Annotated in this window: 18 protein-coding genes and 2 pseudogenes; 6 read left to right on the forward strand and 14 right to left on the reverse strand. The window is 47.5% G+C overall.

Annotated features, from left to right (window positions below; all coding sequences use genetic code 11):
- Positions 1-75: 75 nt before the first annotated feature.
- Positions 76-990 carry an EamA family transporter gene (locus AZ66_RS05370; protein WP_036619318.1) on the reverse strand — a complete coding sequence of 305 codons (915 nt, stop codon included), beginning with the start codon at positions 988-990 and terminating at the stop codon, positions 76-78.
- Positions 991-1,353: 363 nt separating this feature from the next.
- Between AZ66_RS05370 and AZ66_RS05375 the strand changes: the two genes are divergently transcribed.
- The gene (locus AZ66_RS05375; RefSeq protein WP_021259055.1) at positions 1,354-2,025 is read left to right on the forward strand and encodes a 3'-5' exonuclease; all 672 of its coding nucleotides are present in this window, start codon (positions 1,354-1,356) and stop codon (positions 2,023-2,025) included.
- A gap of 88 nt (positions 2,026-2,113) precedes the next feature.
- On the opposite strand, the gene AZ66_RS05380 is transcribed toward AZ66_RS05375, so the two are convergent.
- Positions 2,114-2,938, reverse strand: a complete 825-nt coding sequence (locus tag AZ66_RS05380; RefSeq protein ID WP_044353901.1) for an aldo/keto reductase — start codon at positions 2,936-2,938, stop codon at positions 2,114-2,116.
- A 374-nt stretch (positions 2,939-3,312) separates the two neighbouring features.
- On the opposite strand from AZ66_RS05380, the gene AZ66_RS05385 reads away from it, so the two are divergent.
- The 4 genes from AZ66_RS05385 (at position 3,313) to cysW (ending at position 6,465) form a co-directional block, all read left to right on the forward strand.
- Complete coding sequence (locus tag AZ66_RS05385) at positions 3,313-3,510, forward strand: YezD family protein (RefSeq protein WP_044353902.1); 198 nt, start codon at positions 3,313-3,315, stop codon at positions 3,508-3,510.
- The gene (locus AZ66_RS05390) at positions 3,507-4,586 is read left to right on the forward strand and encodes a sulfate ABC transporter substrate-binding protein (protein ID WP_044353903.1); all 1,080 of its coding nucleotides are present in this window, start codon (positions 3,507-3,509) and stop codon (positions 4,584-4,586) included. Before AZ66_RS05385 ends, AZ66_RS05390 begins: the two co-directional genes overlap by 4 nt.
- An 18-nt stretch (positions 4,587-4,604) precedes the next feature.
- Positions 4,605-5,477, forward strand: a complete 873-nt coding sequence (gene cysT, locus AZ66_RS05395; RefSeq protein WP_044353904.1) for a sulfate ABC transporter permease subunit CysT — start codon at positions 4,605-4,607, stop codon at positions 5,475-5,477.
- Positions 5,478-5,556: 79 nt separating this feature from the next.
- A complete protein-coding gene (gene cysW, locus AZ66_RS30415; RefSeq protein WP_231586738.1) occupies positions 5,557-6,465 on the forward strand; it encodes a sulfate ABC transporter permease subunit CysW in 909 nt (302 codons plus the stop codon).
- On the opposite strand, the gene AZ66_RS05400 is transcribed toward cysW, so the two are convergent.
- The 10 genes and pseudogenes from AZ66_RS05400 to AZ66_RS05435 form a co-directional block, all read right to left on the reverse strand.
- A complete protein-coding gene (locus tag AZ66_RS05400; RefSeq protein ID WP_044353905.1) occupies positions 6,369-7,640 on the reverse strand; it encodes an MGDG synthase family glycosyltransferase in 1,272 nt (423 codons plus the stop codon). The genes cysW and AZ66_RS05400 overlap by 97 nt on opposite strands.
- A 172-nt stretch (positions 7,641-7,812) precedes the next feature.
- Positions 7,813-8,208: a spore coat protein GerQ gene (gerQ, locus tag AZ66_RS05405; RefSeq protein WP_044353915.1), complete on the reverse strand. Its 396-nt coding sequence runs from the start codon at positions 8,206-8,208 to the stop codon at positions 7,813-7,815.
- Positions 8,123-8,449 (reverse strand): hypothetical protein, encoded by a 327-nt coding sequence (locus AZ66_RS32405; RefSeq protein WP_231586739.1) that lies wholly within the window; start codon positions 8,447-8,449, stop codon positions 8,123-8,125. The genes gerQ and AZ66_RS32405 overlap by 86 nt, the downstream gene beginning before the upstream one ends.
- Before the next feature lie 143 nt (positions 8,450-8,592).
- Positions 8,593-8,812 (reverse strand): annotated as a pseudogene (locus AZ66_RS32410) (cell wall hydrolase); the annotation flags it as partial.
- Between the two features lie 144 nt (positions 8,813-8,956).
- Complete coding sequence (locus AZ66_RS05410) at positions 8,957-9,595, reverse strand: FMN-dependent NADH-azoreductase (RefSeq protein WP_044353906.1); 639 nt, start codon at positions 9,593-9,595, stop codon at positions 8,957-8,959.
- Between the two features lie 257 nt (positions 9,596-9,852).
- Complete coding sequence (locus tag AZ66_RS05415) at positions 9,853-11,100, reverse strand: MFS transporter (protein ID WP_231586740.1); 1,248 nt, start codon at positions 11,098-11,100, stop codon at positions 9,853-9,855.
- Positions 11,101-11,114: 14 nt separating this feature from the next.
- Positions 11,115-11,594 carry a MarR family winged helix-turn-helix transcriptional regulator gene (locus AZ66_RS05420; RefSeq protein ID WP_044353907.1) on the reverse strand — a complete coding sequence of 160 codons (480 nt, stop codon included), beginning with the start codon at positions 11,592-11,594 and terminating at the stop codon, positions 11,115-11,117.
- Positions 11,595-11,772: 178 nt separating this feature from the next.
- Positions 11,773-12,477 carry a hypothetical protein gene (locus AZ66_RS05425; protein WP_044353908.1) on the reverse strand — a complete coding sequence of 235 codons (705 nt, stop codon included), beginning with the start codon at positions 12,475-12,477 and terminating at the stop codon, positions 11,773-11,775.
- A 136-nt stretch (positions 12,478-12,613) separates the two neighbouring features.
- Complete coding sequence (locus AZ66_RS05430; protein ID WP_044353909.1) at positions 12,614-13,090, reverse strand: DUF4188 domain-containing protein; 477 nt, start codon at positions 13,088-13,090, stop codon at positions 12,614-12,616.
- Positions 13,091-13,102: 12 nt separating this feature from the next.
- Complete coding sequence (locus AZ66_RS05435; protein WP_231586741.1) at positions 13,103-13,765, reverse strand: TetR/AcrR family transcriptional regulator; 663 nt, start codon at positions 13,763-13,765, stop codon at positions 13,103-13,105.
- Positions 13,766-13,856: 91 nt separating this feature from the next.
- On the opposite strand from AZ66_RS05435, the gene AZ66_RS05440 reads away from it, so the two are divergent.
- Complete coding sequence (locus AZ66_RS05440; RefSeq protein ID WP_044353910.1) at positions 13,857-14,717, forward strand: DUF368 domain-containing protein; 861 nt, start codon at positions 13,857-13,859, stop codon at positions 14,715-14,717.
- Positions 14,718-14,861: 144 nt separating this feature from the next.
- Here the strand turns inward: AZ66_RS05440 and AZ66_RS05445 are convergent, their stop codons facing one another.
- Positions 14,862-15,404 carry a DUF2199 domain-containing protein gene (locus tag AZ66_RS05445; protein ID WP_021261517.1) on the reverse strand — a complete coding sequence of 181 codons (543 nt, stop codon included), beginning with the start codon at positions 15,402-15,404 and terminating at the stop codon, positions 14,862-14,864.
- Between the two features lie 329 nt (positions 15,405-15,733).
- Positions 15,734-16,326, reverse strand: a pseudogene (locus AZ66_RS05450) (protein prkA); the annotation flags it as partial.

Raw genomic sequence — 16,326 nt, forward strand, 5'->3', positions numbered from 1 at the left:
GCTTTATTCCCACTTCGACGAGTTGTACCGATTCCCCTTCCTACTCCATTCGACAATATGCCCATATTATTTTAATTATGCACCTGCACGCTCTATCTTCTCTCTTGTGCTCGCCTTCTTTTGATTCACCAGAGCCAACTGCGGCAAACATATGCCTCCTAAAATCAGTACAATTCCTGCCCACTGCAACATTGTAACTTGTTCCCGGAGAACGAGTACGGACATCACTACCGCCGCTGGCAGCTCAGCCGCTCCTAGAATCGTGCCTAGTCCAGAACCAATCTTCGGGACACCTATTCCGAAGAAAATGACCGGGATAATAATGCCCAGCAGCCCCATAGGTAATCCGAACTTCCACAGTCCAGCTACCAAGGTGCCATCCATAATGAATGCTGGAGGGAACATGAGGAATACAACTACCATAGCTCCCGTAATCATGGATAAGCTCTTCGTCAAAATAGGCACATCGGTTGCAACACGCCCACTCACGAAAATATATATTGCAAACGATATTGCGGAAATCATTCCGAACACCGCCCCTTTCCAGCTCAATCCGGACAATCCATGATCAGCGAGACCGCCCGCGAAGACAGTACCTACGAGCAGGATGATAACCGAAATTATCTTCATCGGTTCAGGGCGCGTGCGCGTAACAACTGCTTCCAGCAATACACCAATCCACGTAAATTGGAATAGAAATACAACTGCTATGGAGGCTGGCAATTCTCCTACGGCAAGGCCGTACGTAATCGAAGTGCAGCTCACAGACAATCCGCAAGCGAGCAGTACCACGGCTTGCTTCCAGCGCAGCTTATGTCGTGAGAAAAGTAGTGTCATAACCACAAGCATCAGCCACCCAAAGAAATATTGTCCGCCTACAATCTCTGGAACGGAAAACCCTTCTCCAATCCCGAGCTTCATAATGGAAGACAGAGTTCCATAGCTGCAAGCCCCAAGGAATACAAGCAGCGCATACTGAAGTAATTTCATATTGATGTCAAGCTCCTCTCGCTTATGCACGCAAAAAAGCCCCCTGCGTTCTATAGCAGGGGGCGAACGAAACCAAGAGAATCGCGCTGTGGCATTACGAAGCTGTACGTTCTTCTACCGAACGCGGCCACTCACACGCCTTTGCAAAATTTCGCCTCTCTATTCACACCTTCAGACACTGTGAATAGAGTTTGGTGCATACCGTTCTATTTATGCCCTTTCATTGTAGTAAGCTTCCTTCACGCTGTCAATGAATAGATTCATTCGGGCAGCAGCAGAATCCAAGTAGTTCCTCCAACGACCGGCACAACTTGTGTTACAATATAAGAATCATACGCTGTCAATAAAGATAGGAGCGGCACCATGTTAGCAATTATTTATGATTTGGAAATGACCGTAAAGCGCAAAAAAGGGGCGTTTGCCGAAATCATTGAAATTGGGGCAGTGAAAGTGACGGAGAACGAGGGAACATTCGCCGTTGCTGACACGTTTCAAGCGTTCGTCAAACCGACTCTTTCCCCCAAGTTAACAGATGATACTGTTAACTTTACCGGTATTACACAAGAGGATATTACACATGCCCCCACCCTGCAGGATGTCCTTGATCAATTCATCGCATGGATTGACACGGATGACTATGCACTATGTTCCTGGGGGCCGGATGATAAATCCCAATTCCTAAAGGAATGCCGCCAGAAGAAGATTCCACTGCACTGGCTTCGCAATCATAACAATTTGCAAAAGCAAGTATCTACTGTCCTGAAACGTGAGCATAATCAGCAGATTGGACTTAAAGCTGCGCTGGAAGCACTGGACGTCCCGTTCGTCGGGCATCAGCACCGGGCGCTGGATGATGCCTACAACACAGCACTCGTATATATACGGATGCAGGAGCACATTCAGTTGACTCGCAATGAGGTTCAAGAACATCCGAGCTATGAGAGCAATGTTGTATATCGAGATGATTCAAGTGACGAAGATCGAGATAATCCATTCGCAGCGCTGGCCAATTGGAATATGGACGAAGACAAATAGAACACGGTTTGTCCCGAGGTGGGGCAAACCGTGTTCTATTTACTTTAGCATTCTATATCAGGGTTGCAACGAGAACGAAGAATTGCGGTTACGTAACTGCGAATTCATCCGGGTTCGGACCTACTCGCTTATTTTCATTAAGTGCATCGATGCTGCTCAGTTCTGTACTGCTCAACTCGAAATCAAATACATTGAAGTTCTCGCGAATGCGCGATGGTGTAATCGACTTCGGAATGACGACATGGCCATGCTGCAAGTGCCAGCGAATAACCACTTGAGCTGGTGTCTTGCCGTGTGCGGCCGCGATAGCAGCGATCTCTTCATTCTGCAAAATATCTCCACCCTGCATCAGTGGACTCCAAGCTTCCAAATAAATATCATGGCGCTGGCAATATTCACGCAGCTCGTTCTGAGCCAAGCGAGGATGGCATTCCACCTGATTCACAACCGGCTTCACGCTGCATTCCTGCGCCAGACGCTCCAAGTGAGGAATATGGAAGTTGGATACGCCAATCGAACGCACGCGTCCGTCTGCATAGAGCTTTTCCAATGCTTTGTATGTGTCCACATACAAATCCCGGGAAGGAACTGGCCAATGAATCAAATACAAATCTAGATAGTCGGTTCCCAACTTATGTAAGCTCTCATCGAACGCCTTCAGGGTAGCATCATATCCTTGCTCGGAATTCCATAATTTCGTCGTCAAGAATATATCTTCACGCTTCACACCTGACTCTTTAATGGCTTCGCCAACGCCTGCTTCATTCTGATAAATAGCTGCCGTATCGATTAAGCGATAGCCTGTCTCCAATGCAGTCTTCACTGCATCCTTCACCTGCTGTCCCTCTTCAACGCGCCATACTCCAAGACCGAGCTGCGGCATGCTCAAGCCATTGTTCAACGTAATTTGCATGTTCATTGCCTCCTTCATAAATGTAGCAACAATTTCAGTATAGTCGTAAACAGCAGTCTGGTGCAAACCTTCCTGTCCTACCTCATAACAAAGCTATTGTAAACGTGTTCCATCCAATCACATTTCACGATTTCCCCAGAACTTAATATAACTTTGGAAATAAGTGGGCACTCGCATTGACTTCCTATCCGGTTGCTGATAACATACTGCCATAACAACAATACCTCAGTTATCTTATAGGAAATGTAATAATTAATCAACTGAGAACAACGACTCACGACTTCTGTCGACCGGATCACCGGAGACGCATACCTAACTGCATGCTTAGGGGTGTCTTCGGTTTTTTTGTATTCATGTTCAAGGGAGGAATGTATATGAGCAGTCAACCAACGCAAATCGGGTTAGATACCATCCATCCGAAGTGGCTGGAGCGAATCGCAGAACAATTGAAAGGACTCAACTATGGATCACTGACCATCACGATACATGACGGCCACATTGTACAGCTGGAACGGACAGAACGCACCCGCTTCGAGCTGGAAGGCGCAAAAGAAAGGAGACATTCCCGATGAAAGTACAACGTCGTTTACCTGTACGTATCATCATCATGCTTTCTGTGTTGACGCTCGCCTTGATGGCCTCCTGCGGACGCAGCGATTCAGGTTCAGGCAAGCAGGGAGAAGCAGAAGGAGCTAAGCCAAATACTGCTTCTGAAGAGACTGTGGAACTGCAGAACGTGTCCTATGACCCAACCCGTGAGCTGTACGCTGACTTCAACAAGGCATTCGCCGCACACTGGAAGGAAACGGCCGGACAGAATGTTACCGTGAAGCAATCACATGGCGGCAGCGGCAAGCAAGCACGCGCTGTCATCGACGGCTTGAAGGCCGATGTCGTCACCCTAGCCCTTGCGTACGATATCGATGCTATTCGCAAGGCCGGCTTGATTCAAGAGGGCTGGCAGACACGCTTTGAGCATAACAGCGCCCCTTACTACTCCACGATCGTGTTTCTTGTGCGCAAGGGCAATCCTAAGGGAATACATGATTGGAACGATCTCATCAAGCCCGGTATTCAAGTCATCACACCGAACCCCAAAACTTCCGGAGGCGCCCGCTGGAATTATCTCGCCGCTTGGGGGTACGCCCTCTCTGAGAACAAACAAGATGAAGAGAAGGCAAAGCAATTCCTCTCCGCCCTCTATGCCAATGTCCCCGTACTCGATTCAGGTGCGCGCGGAGCAACGACAACCTTCGTGGAGCGAGGAATCGGTGATGTACTCATCTCTTGGGAGAATGAAGCTTTTCTCGCCACAAACGAGCTTGGGCAGGATAAATTCGAAATTGTCGTTCCAAAGCTAAGTATATTGGCGGAACCGCCTGTATCGGTCGTCGACAAAACGGTGGATAAGCGAGGAACCCGCAAAGTCGCCGAAGCTTACTTATCCTATCTGTATTCAGAGGAAGGACAAGAGATTGCAGCAAAGCACTATTATCGCCCACGCTTAGAAGCCGTTGCGGCCAAGCACAAGGCACAATTCCCCGAACTTAAGCTGCTCACCATACAGGATGACTTCGGCGGATGGGAAGCCGCGCATCAGAAGCACTTCGCTGATGGAGCATTATTTGATCAAATTTATAAAAAATAGAAGGGAGTACGGGATATCATGACCACACAATCCGCTCACCTTGGCCGATCTCCCATCAAGCCGAGGAAAGCATCGTATTCGGTGCTTCCCGGCTTCCGCTTCACACTAGGCTATACGCTGATTTATATGTCTCTCCTCGTACTCATCCCGCTGTCAGCCATCGTCTTGAAATCATCTGAATTAACCTGGGGCGAGTTTTGGAGCACGGTGCTGGATGACCGTGTCATCACAGCGTATCGGATCAGCTTTATCGTCTCTTGTGCCGCGGGACTCCTCAATGTTTGTTTTGGATTGATTGTCGCTTGGGTGCTTGTCCGCTATTCATTTCCAGGGAAGCGATGGATAGACGGTTTGATTGATCTGCCATTCGCACTCCCAACTGCAGTCGCAGGCATTGCTCTGACCTCCATCTATGCAGAGAACGGCTGGATTGGACAGCTGTTGTATCCGCTTGGCATACAGAGCGCCTATTCACAGGTTGGCATCATGATCGCGCTGACCTTCATTGGCTTCCCCTTCGTGGTGCGAACCGTTCAGCCAATCTTAGAGCAATGGAGCACGGAAGTTGAGGAAGCAGCGGCAACCTTGGGTGCCAAACGTTGGACGGTATTCTCTAGAATCATCTTCCCCGAACTCATACCGCCGCTGCTGACAGGCTTTGCACTTGCCTTTGCACGCGGAATTGGCGAATATGGTTCCGTCGTATTTATTTCCGGCAATATGCCATATAAGACTGAGATTGCACCGTTACTTATTATGACGAAGCTGGAGCAATATGAATATGCCGCAGCCACGGCTATTGCACTTGTATTGCTTGTTATATCTTTTGTCCTGTTGTTTATCATCAATTTCATTCAATGGAGAATGGGCAGACGCGTTATGCCCCATTAGAGCCAATGAAGGATGAAACTACACTCCGATTCACTCCATCAACAATACTTGAAAACGCGAAAACAAGGAGAACACCCGTATGACCGATACCTCATTGCTTACGGAACAACCTGAATTCCCCCCTCATACTAGGCGCAAGTCAACGGGAGGCGGACTTCCGTCATCAACGCCGCAATCTCGCGTATGTACAACGGAATCCCCCTATGTCCGATACCTGCTCATTGCCGTTGCTCTTGGCTTTATTGCGCTCGTGCTTCTACTCCCACTTGCGGCCGTGTTCGTGCAGGCATTCAAGCGCGGAGCTGATGTCTATCTGGCAGCTCTTGTTGACCCAGATGCCTTAGCAGCGATCCGGCTCACGCTTGTCACTGCAGCAATCGCCGTGCCTTTACATGCAATTTTCGGCATTGCAGCAGCCTGGTGCATCACCAAATTTTCATTTCGCGGCAAGCAATGGCTCATTACTTTTATGGATCTCCCCTTCTCAATTTCGCCTGTCATTGCAGGCTTTTTATTTATTTTAATTTTTGGCTCAAACGGATGGTTCGGAGAATGGCTGGACAATCAAAATATTCGAATTGTCTTTGCTCTGCCAGGCATAGTACTAGCCACGTTATTTGTCACATTCCCCTTCGTTGCCAGGGAGCTCATTCCGCTCATGCAGACGCAGGGAATACAGGAGGAGGAGGCAGCGGCCACCTTAGGAGCAAGCGGGTGGCGAATGTTCTGGCGTGTAACGCTGCCCAATATCAAGTGGGGACTGTTATACGGCATAATCATTTGTAATGCCAGAGCAATGGGGGAATTCGGGGCGGTATCCGTCGTATCGGGGCATATACGAGGCGAGACGAACACAATGCCGCTCCATATTGAGATTTTATACAATGAATATCAATTCTCGGCAGCATTCGCTGTGTCTTCACTGCTTGTATGTGTAGCGTTGTTAACCATTGCAGGCAAGCACTGGCTGGCACGCAAGGGGGATTGAACTTGATAGGTTTCGCTTGTCATCGCGTCCAGAATATCTGTTGCGATCCGTTTCGCAGCATACGGACGCGCCAGACTCACCATGCTTCGCTTCATGGATTCAAGCAGGGCTGGCTGATTGTACGCCTCGCAGAGTCTCATCGCCAATTCAACGTCCTGCCGTACGACAACAGCTGCACCATGCCTTGCAAAATACCGAGCATTTTCCTGCTCTTGACCAGGCTGCGGGCGCGCGATAAATAGAGGCACCTGCATAGCGAGCGCTTCCGTTAGGGTTACCCCTCCCGCCTTCGTAACCATTGCATTAGCGCATAACATCAGTTCATGAATAGAGGACACATAGCCGAAGACATGTACATTGCTCGACAAACGGAACTTCTCCTTGAGTTCTGTCTCCCAGCGTTCATTTCTGCCGCATACTATAACAACCTGATGATTCGGAATTCGTTCCAATAGGCGCAGAAATCGATTGGATATTGCCTGTGCTCCAAGTCCACCCGACATTACTAACGTAGTTCGAAGCCCTGAATGTAATCCATATTTATGGAATAGTGCTTCCACTTGCTCTTCATTCTGCATGGAGGACTGCATCGTGTGCTGCTGAGAGTACAAGTCAAATTGATCACGGATTGGAATGCCGCTTACATGCACTAGATCTGGAGCGATACCGGCTCTAATCATCTGTTCGGCTAATTCGACAGTTGCAACATAGTAGTGATCGGTGGTGGACAATATCCAGCGATGATGGAGATCGTAATCGGTGATGACCGTAAATGTGGGAATCGCCTTGTTCATATGCCGGACAACAGATGAGACGTCGAAGTAGGGAAATGTACTGATAATGCCGTCAGGCCGATGCTCCAGCAGTAGCTGCTTCAACTTGCGCTTGCCTAGTGTGAACCCTGTGCGCACAAGTGGATGTGTACGTTCAATTCGGCGCGTTGAATAGTAGCTCCAGCCATAATAGTGAATCCCATATTGCGACATCGTCTGGCTTTGCGTAAATAAAAACCGAAACATCGCATCCATCATCGGATGCGCCTCAGCCATTAAATCCACCACAATAACCTGCATGCCAAGCCGCTCTAGATGACCTTTGAGCGCCTGTGTTACTATCCAATGTCCTTCCCCGAAACGGGACGTTAAGATCATAATCTTATAAGCAGCATTATGCATTCTTATTTTCCCTCCCTTCACTCTTATTGTTTTATTTTCCCTCCTTTCCCTCGGATTATAACGTTTCATCCTCATCAGAGGTTTAACGGAAGTTGGATGTTTTGTGAATATAAGCAAAGAGCCGCCCTAACCTCTCGGAGAGGCGGCGGCTTGCTGGCGGATAGTGCCTAAATTACTGTTCTTCAGAAGATTCAGGCTGACGGAATGGATATTCATAATTAAGCGGTTCATCGAATGTCGCATAGTCGAAGTTAACCATCAACAGCATGATGCGTTGGCCCGTTCTCGGATCGCTGATGATGAGATGATCACGACCAGCGGCCTCAATTTTACCGCGGAATATCTTCGCATTCCATTCCGAGTTGTTCTCATATGTCATATAGAACGTACCGATCTTGCCAAGATTCAAGCGCAAAATGTTCTCGATAAAGGATTGTTCTTGCGGGAGCCCCGTCAGAACCGTGCCGGAAGGCGTAATCACATTACCGCTGGCGACCGAAGGAGGCATTGTAGCTGCCTGCTGCGTTGCAACCGGCTGCTGTATAGCCATTGGCTGTTGCATTGACATAGGCTGCTGCATTGACATAGGCTGCTGCATTGGCATTGGCTGCTGCATTGGCATTGGCTGATTGGCAAAAGGCTGCTGTAATGCCTGCTGCATCGGCATGCTCTGCATCGACATGTTCTGCATTGGCATGCTTTGCATCGGTATACTTTGCATCGACATGTTCTGCATTGGCATGCTCTGCATCGATTGCTGTGCCGGATATGGCGTCGGAGTTGGACTGATTGGAGCTTTTGATCCGCAACAAGATCCGCCTTTTGACGTGCTCATTGGAGAAATCGAACTATTACCGGATTGGTTCGGAGTTGGATAACCATAACTCATGTAATTCATGCTACACTCTCTCCTTTACAGTCTCATCTGGACTGATTTTTTAATGAAGCCTCGTTACCCCGAGTACACTGCTGGACAGTCGTCCCCAGTTGGGAAAAGAAATAATGCGCTCGATACCGACCAGAATTTTGTTGATTGAACCACGTATCTGGGCACTCTCCCGCCGGCCTAAAGAACCATAGTGCATAGGAAGCAGGCCAGGTGCGCTCGCCATTGATTGCGCGTTGAGTAGACGAATATCAGCGTCACGAGCCCATTGATAGAAGTAGCCCTTCAGTGCCTGTTACCTCCCTCCCCCTTTCATTCGTTACCATCATATGTGCGAGTGCCCAATTGGTGACAAATGAAAAAAGCCGGCTCCAATAGGAACCGGCTCATGGTCAAGTGCGAACACTCATGTTTGATTGATATAACTAACTTATTTTACAGTTGCCAGAAAGTTCTTAGCGCTTTGCTCAGCACGTTGCTTCGCGGAAGCAAGAATTTCTTCTGCACGGTCAGGCGTTGCAGCCATGCCTTCCACTACGATATTCTCGTAATCGCTAATGCCGATGAAGCCCATAATCGCTTGCAGGTAAGAGTCTGCGAAGCGAAGACCTGCTGTTGGACCTTCGGAGTAAATACCGCCACGCGCTTCGATATGAACCACTTTCTTGCCTCCGAGCAAGCCTTGTGGACCTTCAGCAGTGTACTTGAATGTACGGCCGGCAATAACTACGTTATCGATATAAGCTTTAAGAAGCGGCGGGTAGCTCAAGTTCCACATTGGTGTAACGAATACCACAACGTCTGCTGCAATAAATTGCTCCAAAATTTCATTCATGCGGCCGAGTGTCTTTGTTTGCTCTGCAGACAATGCTTCACCAGCGCCAGCTTTACCCCATGCATCCAATACGGTACCGTCGATCAATGGAATGTTCTCTTCATACAGATTTACGCGCTCGATTTGTACATCCGCATCAGCTTGAAGCGCAGTCAAGTAGTGCTCACCAAGACGAAGAGCGAAGGACATTTCAGTTGGTTTAGGATTCGAATTAATAACAAGTACTTTTTTCATCATGTTCACCTCATAAATAAATTTTGTATAACGTTATTGCCTTACATTGAGTTCTGACAAGATAGCTCATAGCCTGCGGCAAATTATGATGTTGACTCAAAATCGTCCGCTTATTTAATGCCATTGACTTACTTTATGTAAGTATAATAAATGTTATAACTTACTTTTGTCAAGTAAATGAGTTAAATTTATTTTTAACTTATATTTTGTATACATAACAAAGACAGCCAGTCTTTCTGCTCTTGCTGACCCACCACCTAAGTGGCAGAAGCAGTTGCTTCGTCACGCCCACTCATCCGAGAAGCTCTTGCCCGAAGGAGAGCAAATGCATAAATGAGCAGCAACAATACCGCAGACAAAGAGGATACGAGGTACATATTGCTATAAGTAGTGACTGATGCTACTGCACCGAGCAGCAACGAACCAAGAGCCACACCCAAGTCAATTGAATTGTAGAACATGCCTGTTGCTGCGGCATGCTGGTCAGCAGGTACACGCTGCACAGCCCATGCCTGAAATGCAGGCTGCAGACTGCCATATCCAAGCCCGTACATAGCAGCGGCAAGACACAGCATCCCTGTCGATGCGCTGTAGGCCAAGACCACAAGAGAAGCTGCCAACATTATTCCTCCTGCAGGGACGACCGCGAGATGTCCCTTGCTGTCATACAGCCTGCCAGCGAATGTACGGACAACCAATATGGATATCGCATTACATAAGAAGAAAAGGCTCACATTCGCGATCCCTCTTTCCTGACCGAACATGGTAATGAAGGACAGGATACCTCCGTACGTGATGGTGACAAGAAAATTAAGCGTACACGGCAACAATGCCCGCCGATCAATCCATGAGCCTTGCGGCCGAATGGTTGCTTGACTCGCAGGAGCTTTGGCACTGCGCAATAGGGGCAGCATTGGAAAAATAATAATGATAAGGACAAACGTCGTTCCAATTAAGTACTCATATCCGTAGCTTTGCAGCAGCCACAAACCAATAATCGGAGCTATTGCCATGGATAAGCTACTGGACAAGCCGTAATAACCCATTCCTTCCCCCATACGTCGAGGAGGAATAATCCGCGTTGCCAATGTCCCTAGGGCTGTACTCGTAATGCCAAATCCCGCCCCGTAAATCATGCGCACAAGCATGAACAAGGCCAAGGATGGTACAAATGCATAAGCGCCTGTCGACAAGGCATAAATGAGCAAACCGGCAATCAAAATGCTCATCGCTTGGAACCGCTCAAAAAATCTTCCCGCAAATAGTCGGGTCACAATAGCCGACAAAGCGAACAAACTGACCACAAAGCTCACGGTCATGTTGTCTGCTTGATAGGCATCCTTCACATACGCCGGCAGCGCAGGCGTTATCATTAGCAGATTCAGTGATACGAGAAAGTTCGAGCCAGCTAACACCACAAATGGCTTCGTCCACAATGGCTGCTTTTCTTCAAGAATCTCATCATTATTTCTATAGTCCACATTCATGTCTTTCATGTCTTTCATGTCTTTCATCTCTTTCATTTCTTCGTACCGCTTCCCTTAATCGCCGCTGCCAACCGTTCCTTCTCAGCTGCAGCAGAATTATCTTGAATCCGCTGCAGTTGTTGCAGCAGATGCTGCTCCTCGTCGCTTGAGAATCCCGCCATAACTTGAGCGATATATTCCTGCTCAATGGGAATCAACTGATCCACAATAGAGCGCCCGGCATCAGTTACCGCCAACCGATATGCGCGTCGATCCTGTTCGCAGGTTCTTCGCTCTACCCATCCCTTGCGCAGCAAGTGCTGCACAATCCGTGTCAAGGTTGGCTGATCTTTCCCGCATCGCTCAGCCAATCCCTTTTGATTAATGCCTTCCTCTTCAACAAGACGGAACAGCACTCCCCACTGCTCAATCGTCATATCATAAGGCCGGAATCTCGCCCCTAACTCTGCAGCTACCTTACGGTGTGTCTGACCGAGCATGTAACCTATCCTTCGTTCCAAATGCAGTACCATTTTGTGTGTTACCTCCTAATATTTCACCAGCATAACCGAAAATAGTTGTTGCAACAACTATTAACTTGTCATAACAACTATTATAACAATAAGAACTCTAATGTAAATAGTTATATATTAGTAAGCAGATCAGATCAAAAAAGACGGTTCTATATTCCGAACCGTCTTTGTTCTTATATTATGAGGTGTAGGACTGGTCTGACACGCTTTGTACAATGCTTGACGATCCCATACCACCTGTTGATGCATAGCCTTCGGCCTGTTGAGTGGAAGCTGTAATGCTGTTCACTTGGCCTGTTGGCTGGAAGCTGCTCGGCACTACATTTTGATGCGCTCCATGCGTTTGCGCTGTAATGCTTTGCACTTGACCTGTCGGCTGGAAGCTGTTCGGCACTACATTTTGATGCGCTCCATGCGTTTGCGCTGTAATGCTTTGCACTTGGCCTGTCGGCTGGAAGCTGTTCGGTACTACATTTTGATGCGCTCCATGCGTTTGTGCTGTAATGCTGTTCACTTGGCCTGTCGGCTGGAAGCTGTTCGGTACTACATTTTGTGGTGCACCATGTGTCTGTGAAGTGATGCTGCCTACATACCCGCTCGATTGAAAGTTGCTCGGTACTACATTTTGTTCAGACTGTTGCGAAGTATAGCTATGTACGTATCCTGACGGTTGATGAGATGCACCACTTGTTACATCAACGTTTAACGTTCCATAGCTTCCTGAACCCAAGTTGCTGCTCATACCATAGCCAGAAGAGATTCCCGTTCCATAGCTGGCACTATTGCTTGTATAGGATACCGGATTGGACGTTCCTTCGTTCACCTGCTGCACCAAATCCCGAAATTGTTGTTGTCCTGGCTGGCGCAAGTACTCATTCGACATATGCCTATTCCTCCTATGCGATCGCATCTTATCCGTATGCCGCACTTATATTCACGGCGCACGATGTTAGTATGGATGATCAAGAGGAACAATTATGCATTTTACAGAAAAATTGAAGCAGCCGATGAAATAAACGTCATCCTCCTACTTTAGACTGGTTCAAACGCTGACGGGAACTGTGATAGGTACCCTCTGCAGGAATAAGCTGACCGGCCTTGCCAAGGCCAAATGCAGGCATGTAGTTATAGATCGCTTCATACTGGCCAGATTCAATCCGATACGTCTCATGGTAAACGCCAACCTCACCAGCCTTGCCGGACTGATGGAACTTGCGCCATGTTTCCTTATGGAACCCGTTTCTGGCATACCGCTCCAAGTCATCGAAGGAACGCCAGTACTGTACCAACATCGGACCATTTCGCCCAATAAAATATTCGGCATGCAGAAATCCGAGGTCTTTGTCTTGATATAGCTCTTTCATCATACGCGGCATGGCCCGTGCGACTGGCAGCCACTTGCGTACTGCAAGCCAACGATTCACTCTCATCCCGATAATAAAGACAACGAATGAGCCTTCCATCTTGGCCGCAAAGCGCCCCATATGGATCCCCATCTCTATCCCTCCCTATTTTGCTAGCACTTCTAAATGCTCCATATAACAGGCCATAATATCATCTCCGCGCATCATAAGATGGGCCGTTAAATAGGTTCCATAAAAAATCGTAAACAGCATTTCCGTCATTTGCCCGACACTATAACGTTCTGTGGCTTCTCCTTTGGCGATCGCCTCTTCAGCAATGCGCCGCAAGAGCACATATAGATTTGGATCAATTGCGCGAGCCTGATCCTCTCTCCCAGGGAAAAGCAGCTGAATCTCAGCATCCGTCAACATCGGCATAATTGGATGCATCTTCTCTTCTGCAAGCAGTCCTACAAGACGCAGCATTATGCCTGGCAGAGTGCGATCATCTTCTGCAATGCAAGCGAATAAATGCTTGGCAGCATCCCATCCTCGCAGTCCCCTTTCATCGATTTCAAGCCAGCGCTTCGTCAACCACACGCACATGTAATAGACAAGCACATCTTCCTTTTTCGGGAAGCACTTAAAAAAGGTTACTTTAGACACTTCCACTTGCGCACATATATCTTCCACTTTCATCTCACGAAAGGATTGCTCCACACTCATGTCCAAGCAAGCTTCGTAAAGTGCTATTTTTGTCTTTGCCTTCTTCCGCTCTCTCAGCGTGATGTTCAACATCCCCATTTCCAATCCTTTCTTGCCGGCCATGTATTAAATATACCTAAGTAATTAAATTAACTCAAGTAAACTTTTATTGTCGATCGTACATTCCCCCTCGTTTGGACTCTGCGCCCTTTTTATGTACAATGGAGTGGAAAGTAACTATAGAAAAGGAGATAGATACGTGTTTGAATGGAAAAATATTATTCGCGGGATTTTGATTGGGGCAAGTGACCTGATTCCCGGAGTAAGTGGGGGTACGATTGCCGTTGTACTCGGATTCTATGAAAAACTGATCGCTTCAATCAGCGGGTTCTTCAGCCGGGAATGGAAAAAGCATCTTGGTTTCCTCATCCCGCTAGGCATCGGTGTCGGTTCAGCGATTTTGCTGCTTAGTAAAGTAATGAAGTGGCTTCTGGCCGAGCATCCACAGCCAACCTTTTTCTTTTTCCTTGGACTTATTGTTGGTATATTGCCATTTTTGTGGAGAGAAGCAGATGGATCACGCAACTTCAAGCCTGTCCACTATATTCTGCTGCTGATTGGAGCCGCTGCCGTAGCGTGCACAGCATTTTTCAAACCAGACGATCATAACTCGATTATTGAGCTTACAGCATCGTCAGGGGTATTTTTATTTTTCGCTGGATGGCTGGGAAGCATGGCAATGATTCTCCCTGGCGTAAGCGGTTCATTCGTATTACTCCTGCTCGGTGCTTATCCGACGGCAATTCACGCCTTGTCAACATTGAACTTGCCGCTCATTGCCATTATTGGCGCCGGGGTAATCGTCGGATTCATTGTTAGCACGAAGTTCATCCGCTTCTTGCTTGCCAAGTTCCCATCAATCATGTATGCCATCATTATCGGCATGGTCATTGGCTCTTTGGCCGTTGTTTATCCAGGACTGAACGGCTCAATCGGTACACTTGCCATTAGCATTCTAATGATGATTCTCGGATTTGCTGCCGCCTATGGATTAGGGAAGCAGCAGCTGCAATGATAAAGCTTCGACTACAACATGATTGCTTATACGACAGCAAGGCACCTCATCTTATTATCAGAAGATAAGGTGCCTTGCTGTATGAATGCACGATATGATGTAGAAATGTGTAGGTAAGGTGCCAATATTATACGTGCTATGCCTCTAACGGGCATCTGACAGCTGGTGATATTGATTATGCAGCGGACGCAGCTCAAGCCAGCGTTGGAAGGATAGACCTTCCTGCTGCTCCTCATAGAGCGGATGCTCTGCCTCGCCAAGATGTGCCTCTGGCAGCTTCGATGAGCCCTGGAATGTCAATTGCACAGGCAATGTCAATGTATCCGGGTAGCCTGGAATTGCAGATGATAAGCGTCCCTTCACGTGGCGCACCTTGCTGGATGCAGAATGTCGAACATGTTCAGGATTAATTTGAACCCATACATCCCAACTCACTTGCCCTCTGCCATTGCGGAACGGAACTGTTAATCTGCTGTGTATATAGTAATATTCATCGTCCATGATGCATTCATCCGGTGTCAGTTGACACCGTTCTTCCCGTTCCCACGGCTCAATCTCCGTTACATAGAATGGTGCTGAACAATCCGTGTACACACTCGCCAAAGGAGCATCGCTTGGCTTCCTTAATCGTGTGCGATGCCTCCGGCGTTTTCCTAGCAATTCTGCTCTACTTTCTCTCTCTTCCATATCTCTCCACTCCCTCTACTTATTTTTTACGCAAAAAGAAGGAAAATGAAAGAGGGAAATTGTGAACATTTCTCAACAAAATTCTACAAAGTACAACAAAAATGATGTCTGTTATTGTCGAATGATAAAAAAATGCGCCTTTATTCGATGTTTCTCCTCTCTGTTTCAGCGTAAAATCAGATAGAAGTTGCAAAAAGAATCTACGTGAAAGTCAATCGCATCCTAATTCAAGGTCATGGATCTTCCCATAAAAAAACCTGCATGCGGCAGCTGCAGGTGGAAATGTAAAATATGATCTGTCAAATAATCTGTCGTTCCATCTTTATAGATTAACGATTAAGCAAGCTTCCTACATAGCGAAGCAATTCATTGGCGCAAACTGGGCAATACCCATGTTCCTCCATCAGTCTGGCTGAGACCTCATTAATACGTTTCAACTGCGTTTCATCTGGTGTTTTCGTGGACGTCGTAATCTTGACGATATCCTTCAAGTCAGAGAACAACTTCTTCTCTACCGCCTCACGCAATCGGTCATGGCTGTTGTAATCGAATTTGCGTCCCTTGCGAGAATACGAAGACAGCCGAATGAGGATCTCTTCCCGGAACGCCTTCTTCGCATTTTCCGATACACCGATTTGTTCTTCAATTGAGCGCATGAGCCGCTCATCTGGATCCATCTCCTCATCCGTAAGCGGATCGCGTATCTTCTTCCAATTGCAGAATGCCTCAATATTGTCTAAATAATTCTCGAACAAGGTCTTCGCAGATTCTTCGAACGAATAGACAAATGCCTTCTGCACTTCCTTCTTCGCAAGGCTGTCGTACTCTTTGCGAGCAATCGAGATATAGTTGAGATATCGTTCCCGTTCTTCCTTCGTAATCGAAGCATGCTGATCCAATCCATCCTTCAAGGCACACAGGG

This window comes from Paenibacillus sp. E194 (genome assembly GCF_000935845.1).
Lineage (GTDB): Bacteria > Bacillota > Bacilli > Paenibacillales > Paenibacillaceae > Paenibacillus_B > Paenibacillus_B alvei_B.

Coding starts and splice junctions, on each gene's coding strand:
- AZ66_RS05370 (WP_036619318.1), bottom strand. CDS start 990: ATGAAATTACTTCAGTATGCGCTGCTTGTATTCCTTGGGGCTTGCAGC.
- AZ66_RS05375 (WP_021259055.1), top strand. CDS start 1,354: ATGTTAGCAATTATTTATGATTTGGAAATGACCGTAAAGCGCAAAAAA.
- AZ66_RS05380 (WP_044353901.1), bottom strand. CDS start 2,938: ATGCAAATTACGTTGAACAATGGCTTGAGCATGCCGCAGCTCGGTCTT.
- AZ66_RS05385 (WP_044353902.1), top strand. CDS start 3,313: ATGAGCAGTCAACCAACGCAAATCGGGTTAGATACCATCCATCCGAAG.
- AZ66_RS05390 (WP_044353903.1), top strand. CDS start 3,507: ATGAAAGTACAACGTCGTTTACCTGTACGTATCATCATCATGCTTTCT.
- cysT (WP_044353904.1), top strand. CDS start 4,605: ATGACCACACAATCCGCTCACCTTGGCCGATCTCCCATCAAGCCGAGG.
- cysW (WP_231586738.1), top strand. CDS start 5,557: ATGACCGATACCTCATTGCTTACGGAACAACCTGAATTCCCCCCTCAT.
- AZ66_RS05400 (WP_044353905.1), bottom strand. CDS start 7,640: ATGCATAATGCTGCTTATAAGATTATGATCTTAACGTCCCGTTTCGGG.
- gerQ (WP_044353915.1), bottom strand. CDS start 8,208: ATGTCAATGCAACAGCCAATGGCTATACAGCAGCCGGTTGCAACGCAG.
- AZ66_RS05410 (WP_044353906.1), bottom strand. CDS start 9,595: ATGAAAAAAGTACTTGTTATTAATTCGAATCCTAAACCAACTGAAATG.
- AZ66_RS05415 (WP_231586740.1), bottom strand. CDS start 11,100: ATGAAAGACATGAAAGACATGAATGTGGACTATAGAAATAATGATGAG.
- AZ66_RS05420 (WP_044353907.1), bottom strand. CDS start 11,594: ATGGTACTGCATTTGGAACGAAGGATAGGTTACATGCTCGGTCAGACA.
- AZ66_RS05425 (WP_044353908.1), bottom strand. CDS start 12,477: ATGTCGAATGAGTACTTGCGCCAGCCAGGACAACAACAATTTCGGGAT.
- AZ66_RS05430 (WP_044353909.1), bottom strand. CDS start 13,090: ATGGGGATCCATATGGGGCGCTTTGCGGCCAAGATGGAAGGCTCATTC.
- AZ66_RS05435 (WP_231586741.1), bottom strand. CDS start 13,765: ATGGCCGGCAAGAAAGGATTGGAAATGGGGATGTTGAACATCACGCTG.
- AZ66_RS05440 (WP_044353910.1), top strand. CDS start 13,857: ATGTACAATGGAGTGGAAAGTAACTATAGAAAAGGAGATAGATACGTG.
- AZ66_RS05445 (WP_021261517.1), bottom strand. CDS start 15,404: ATGGAAGAGAGAGAAAGTAGAGCAGAATTGCTAGGAAAACGCCGGAGG.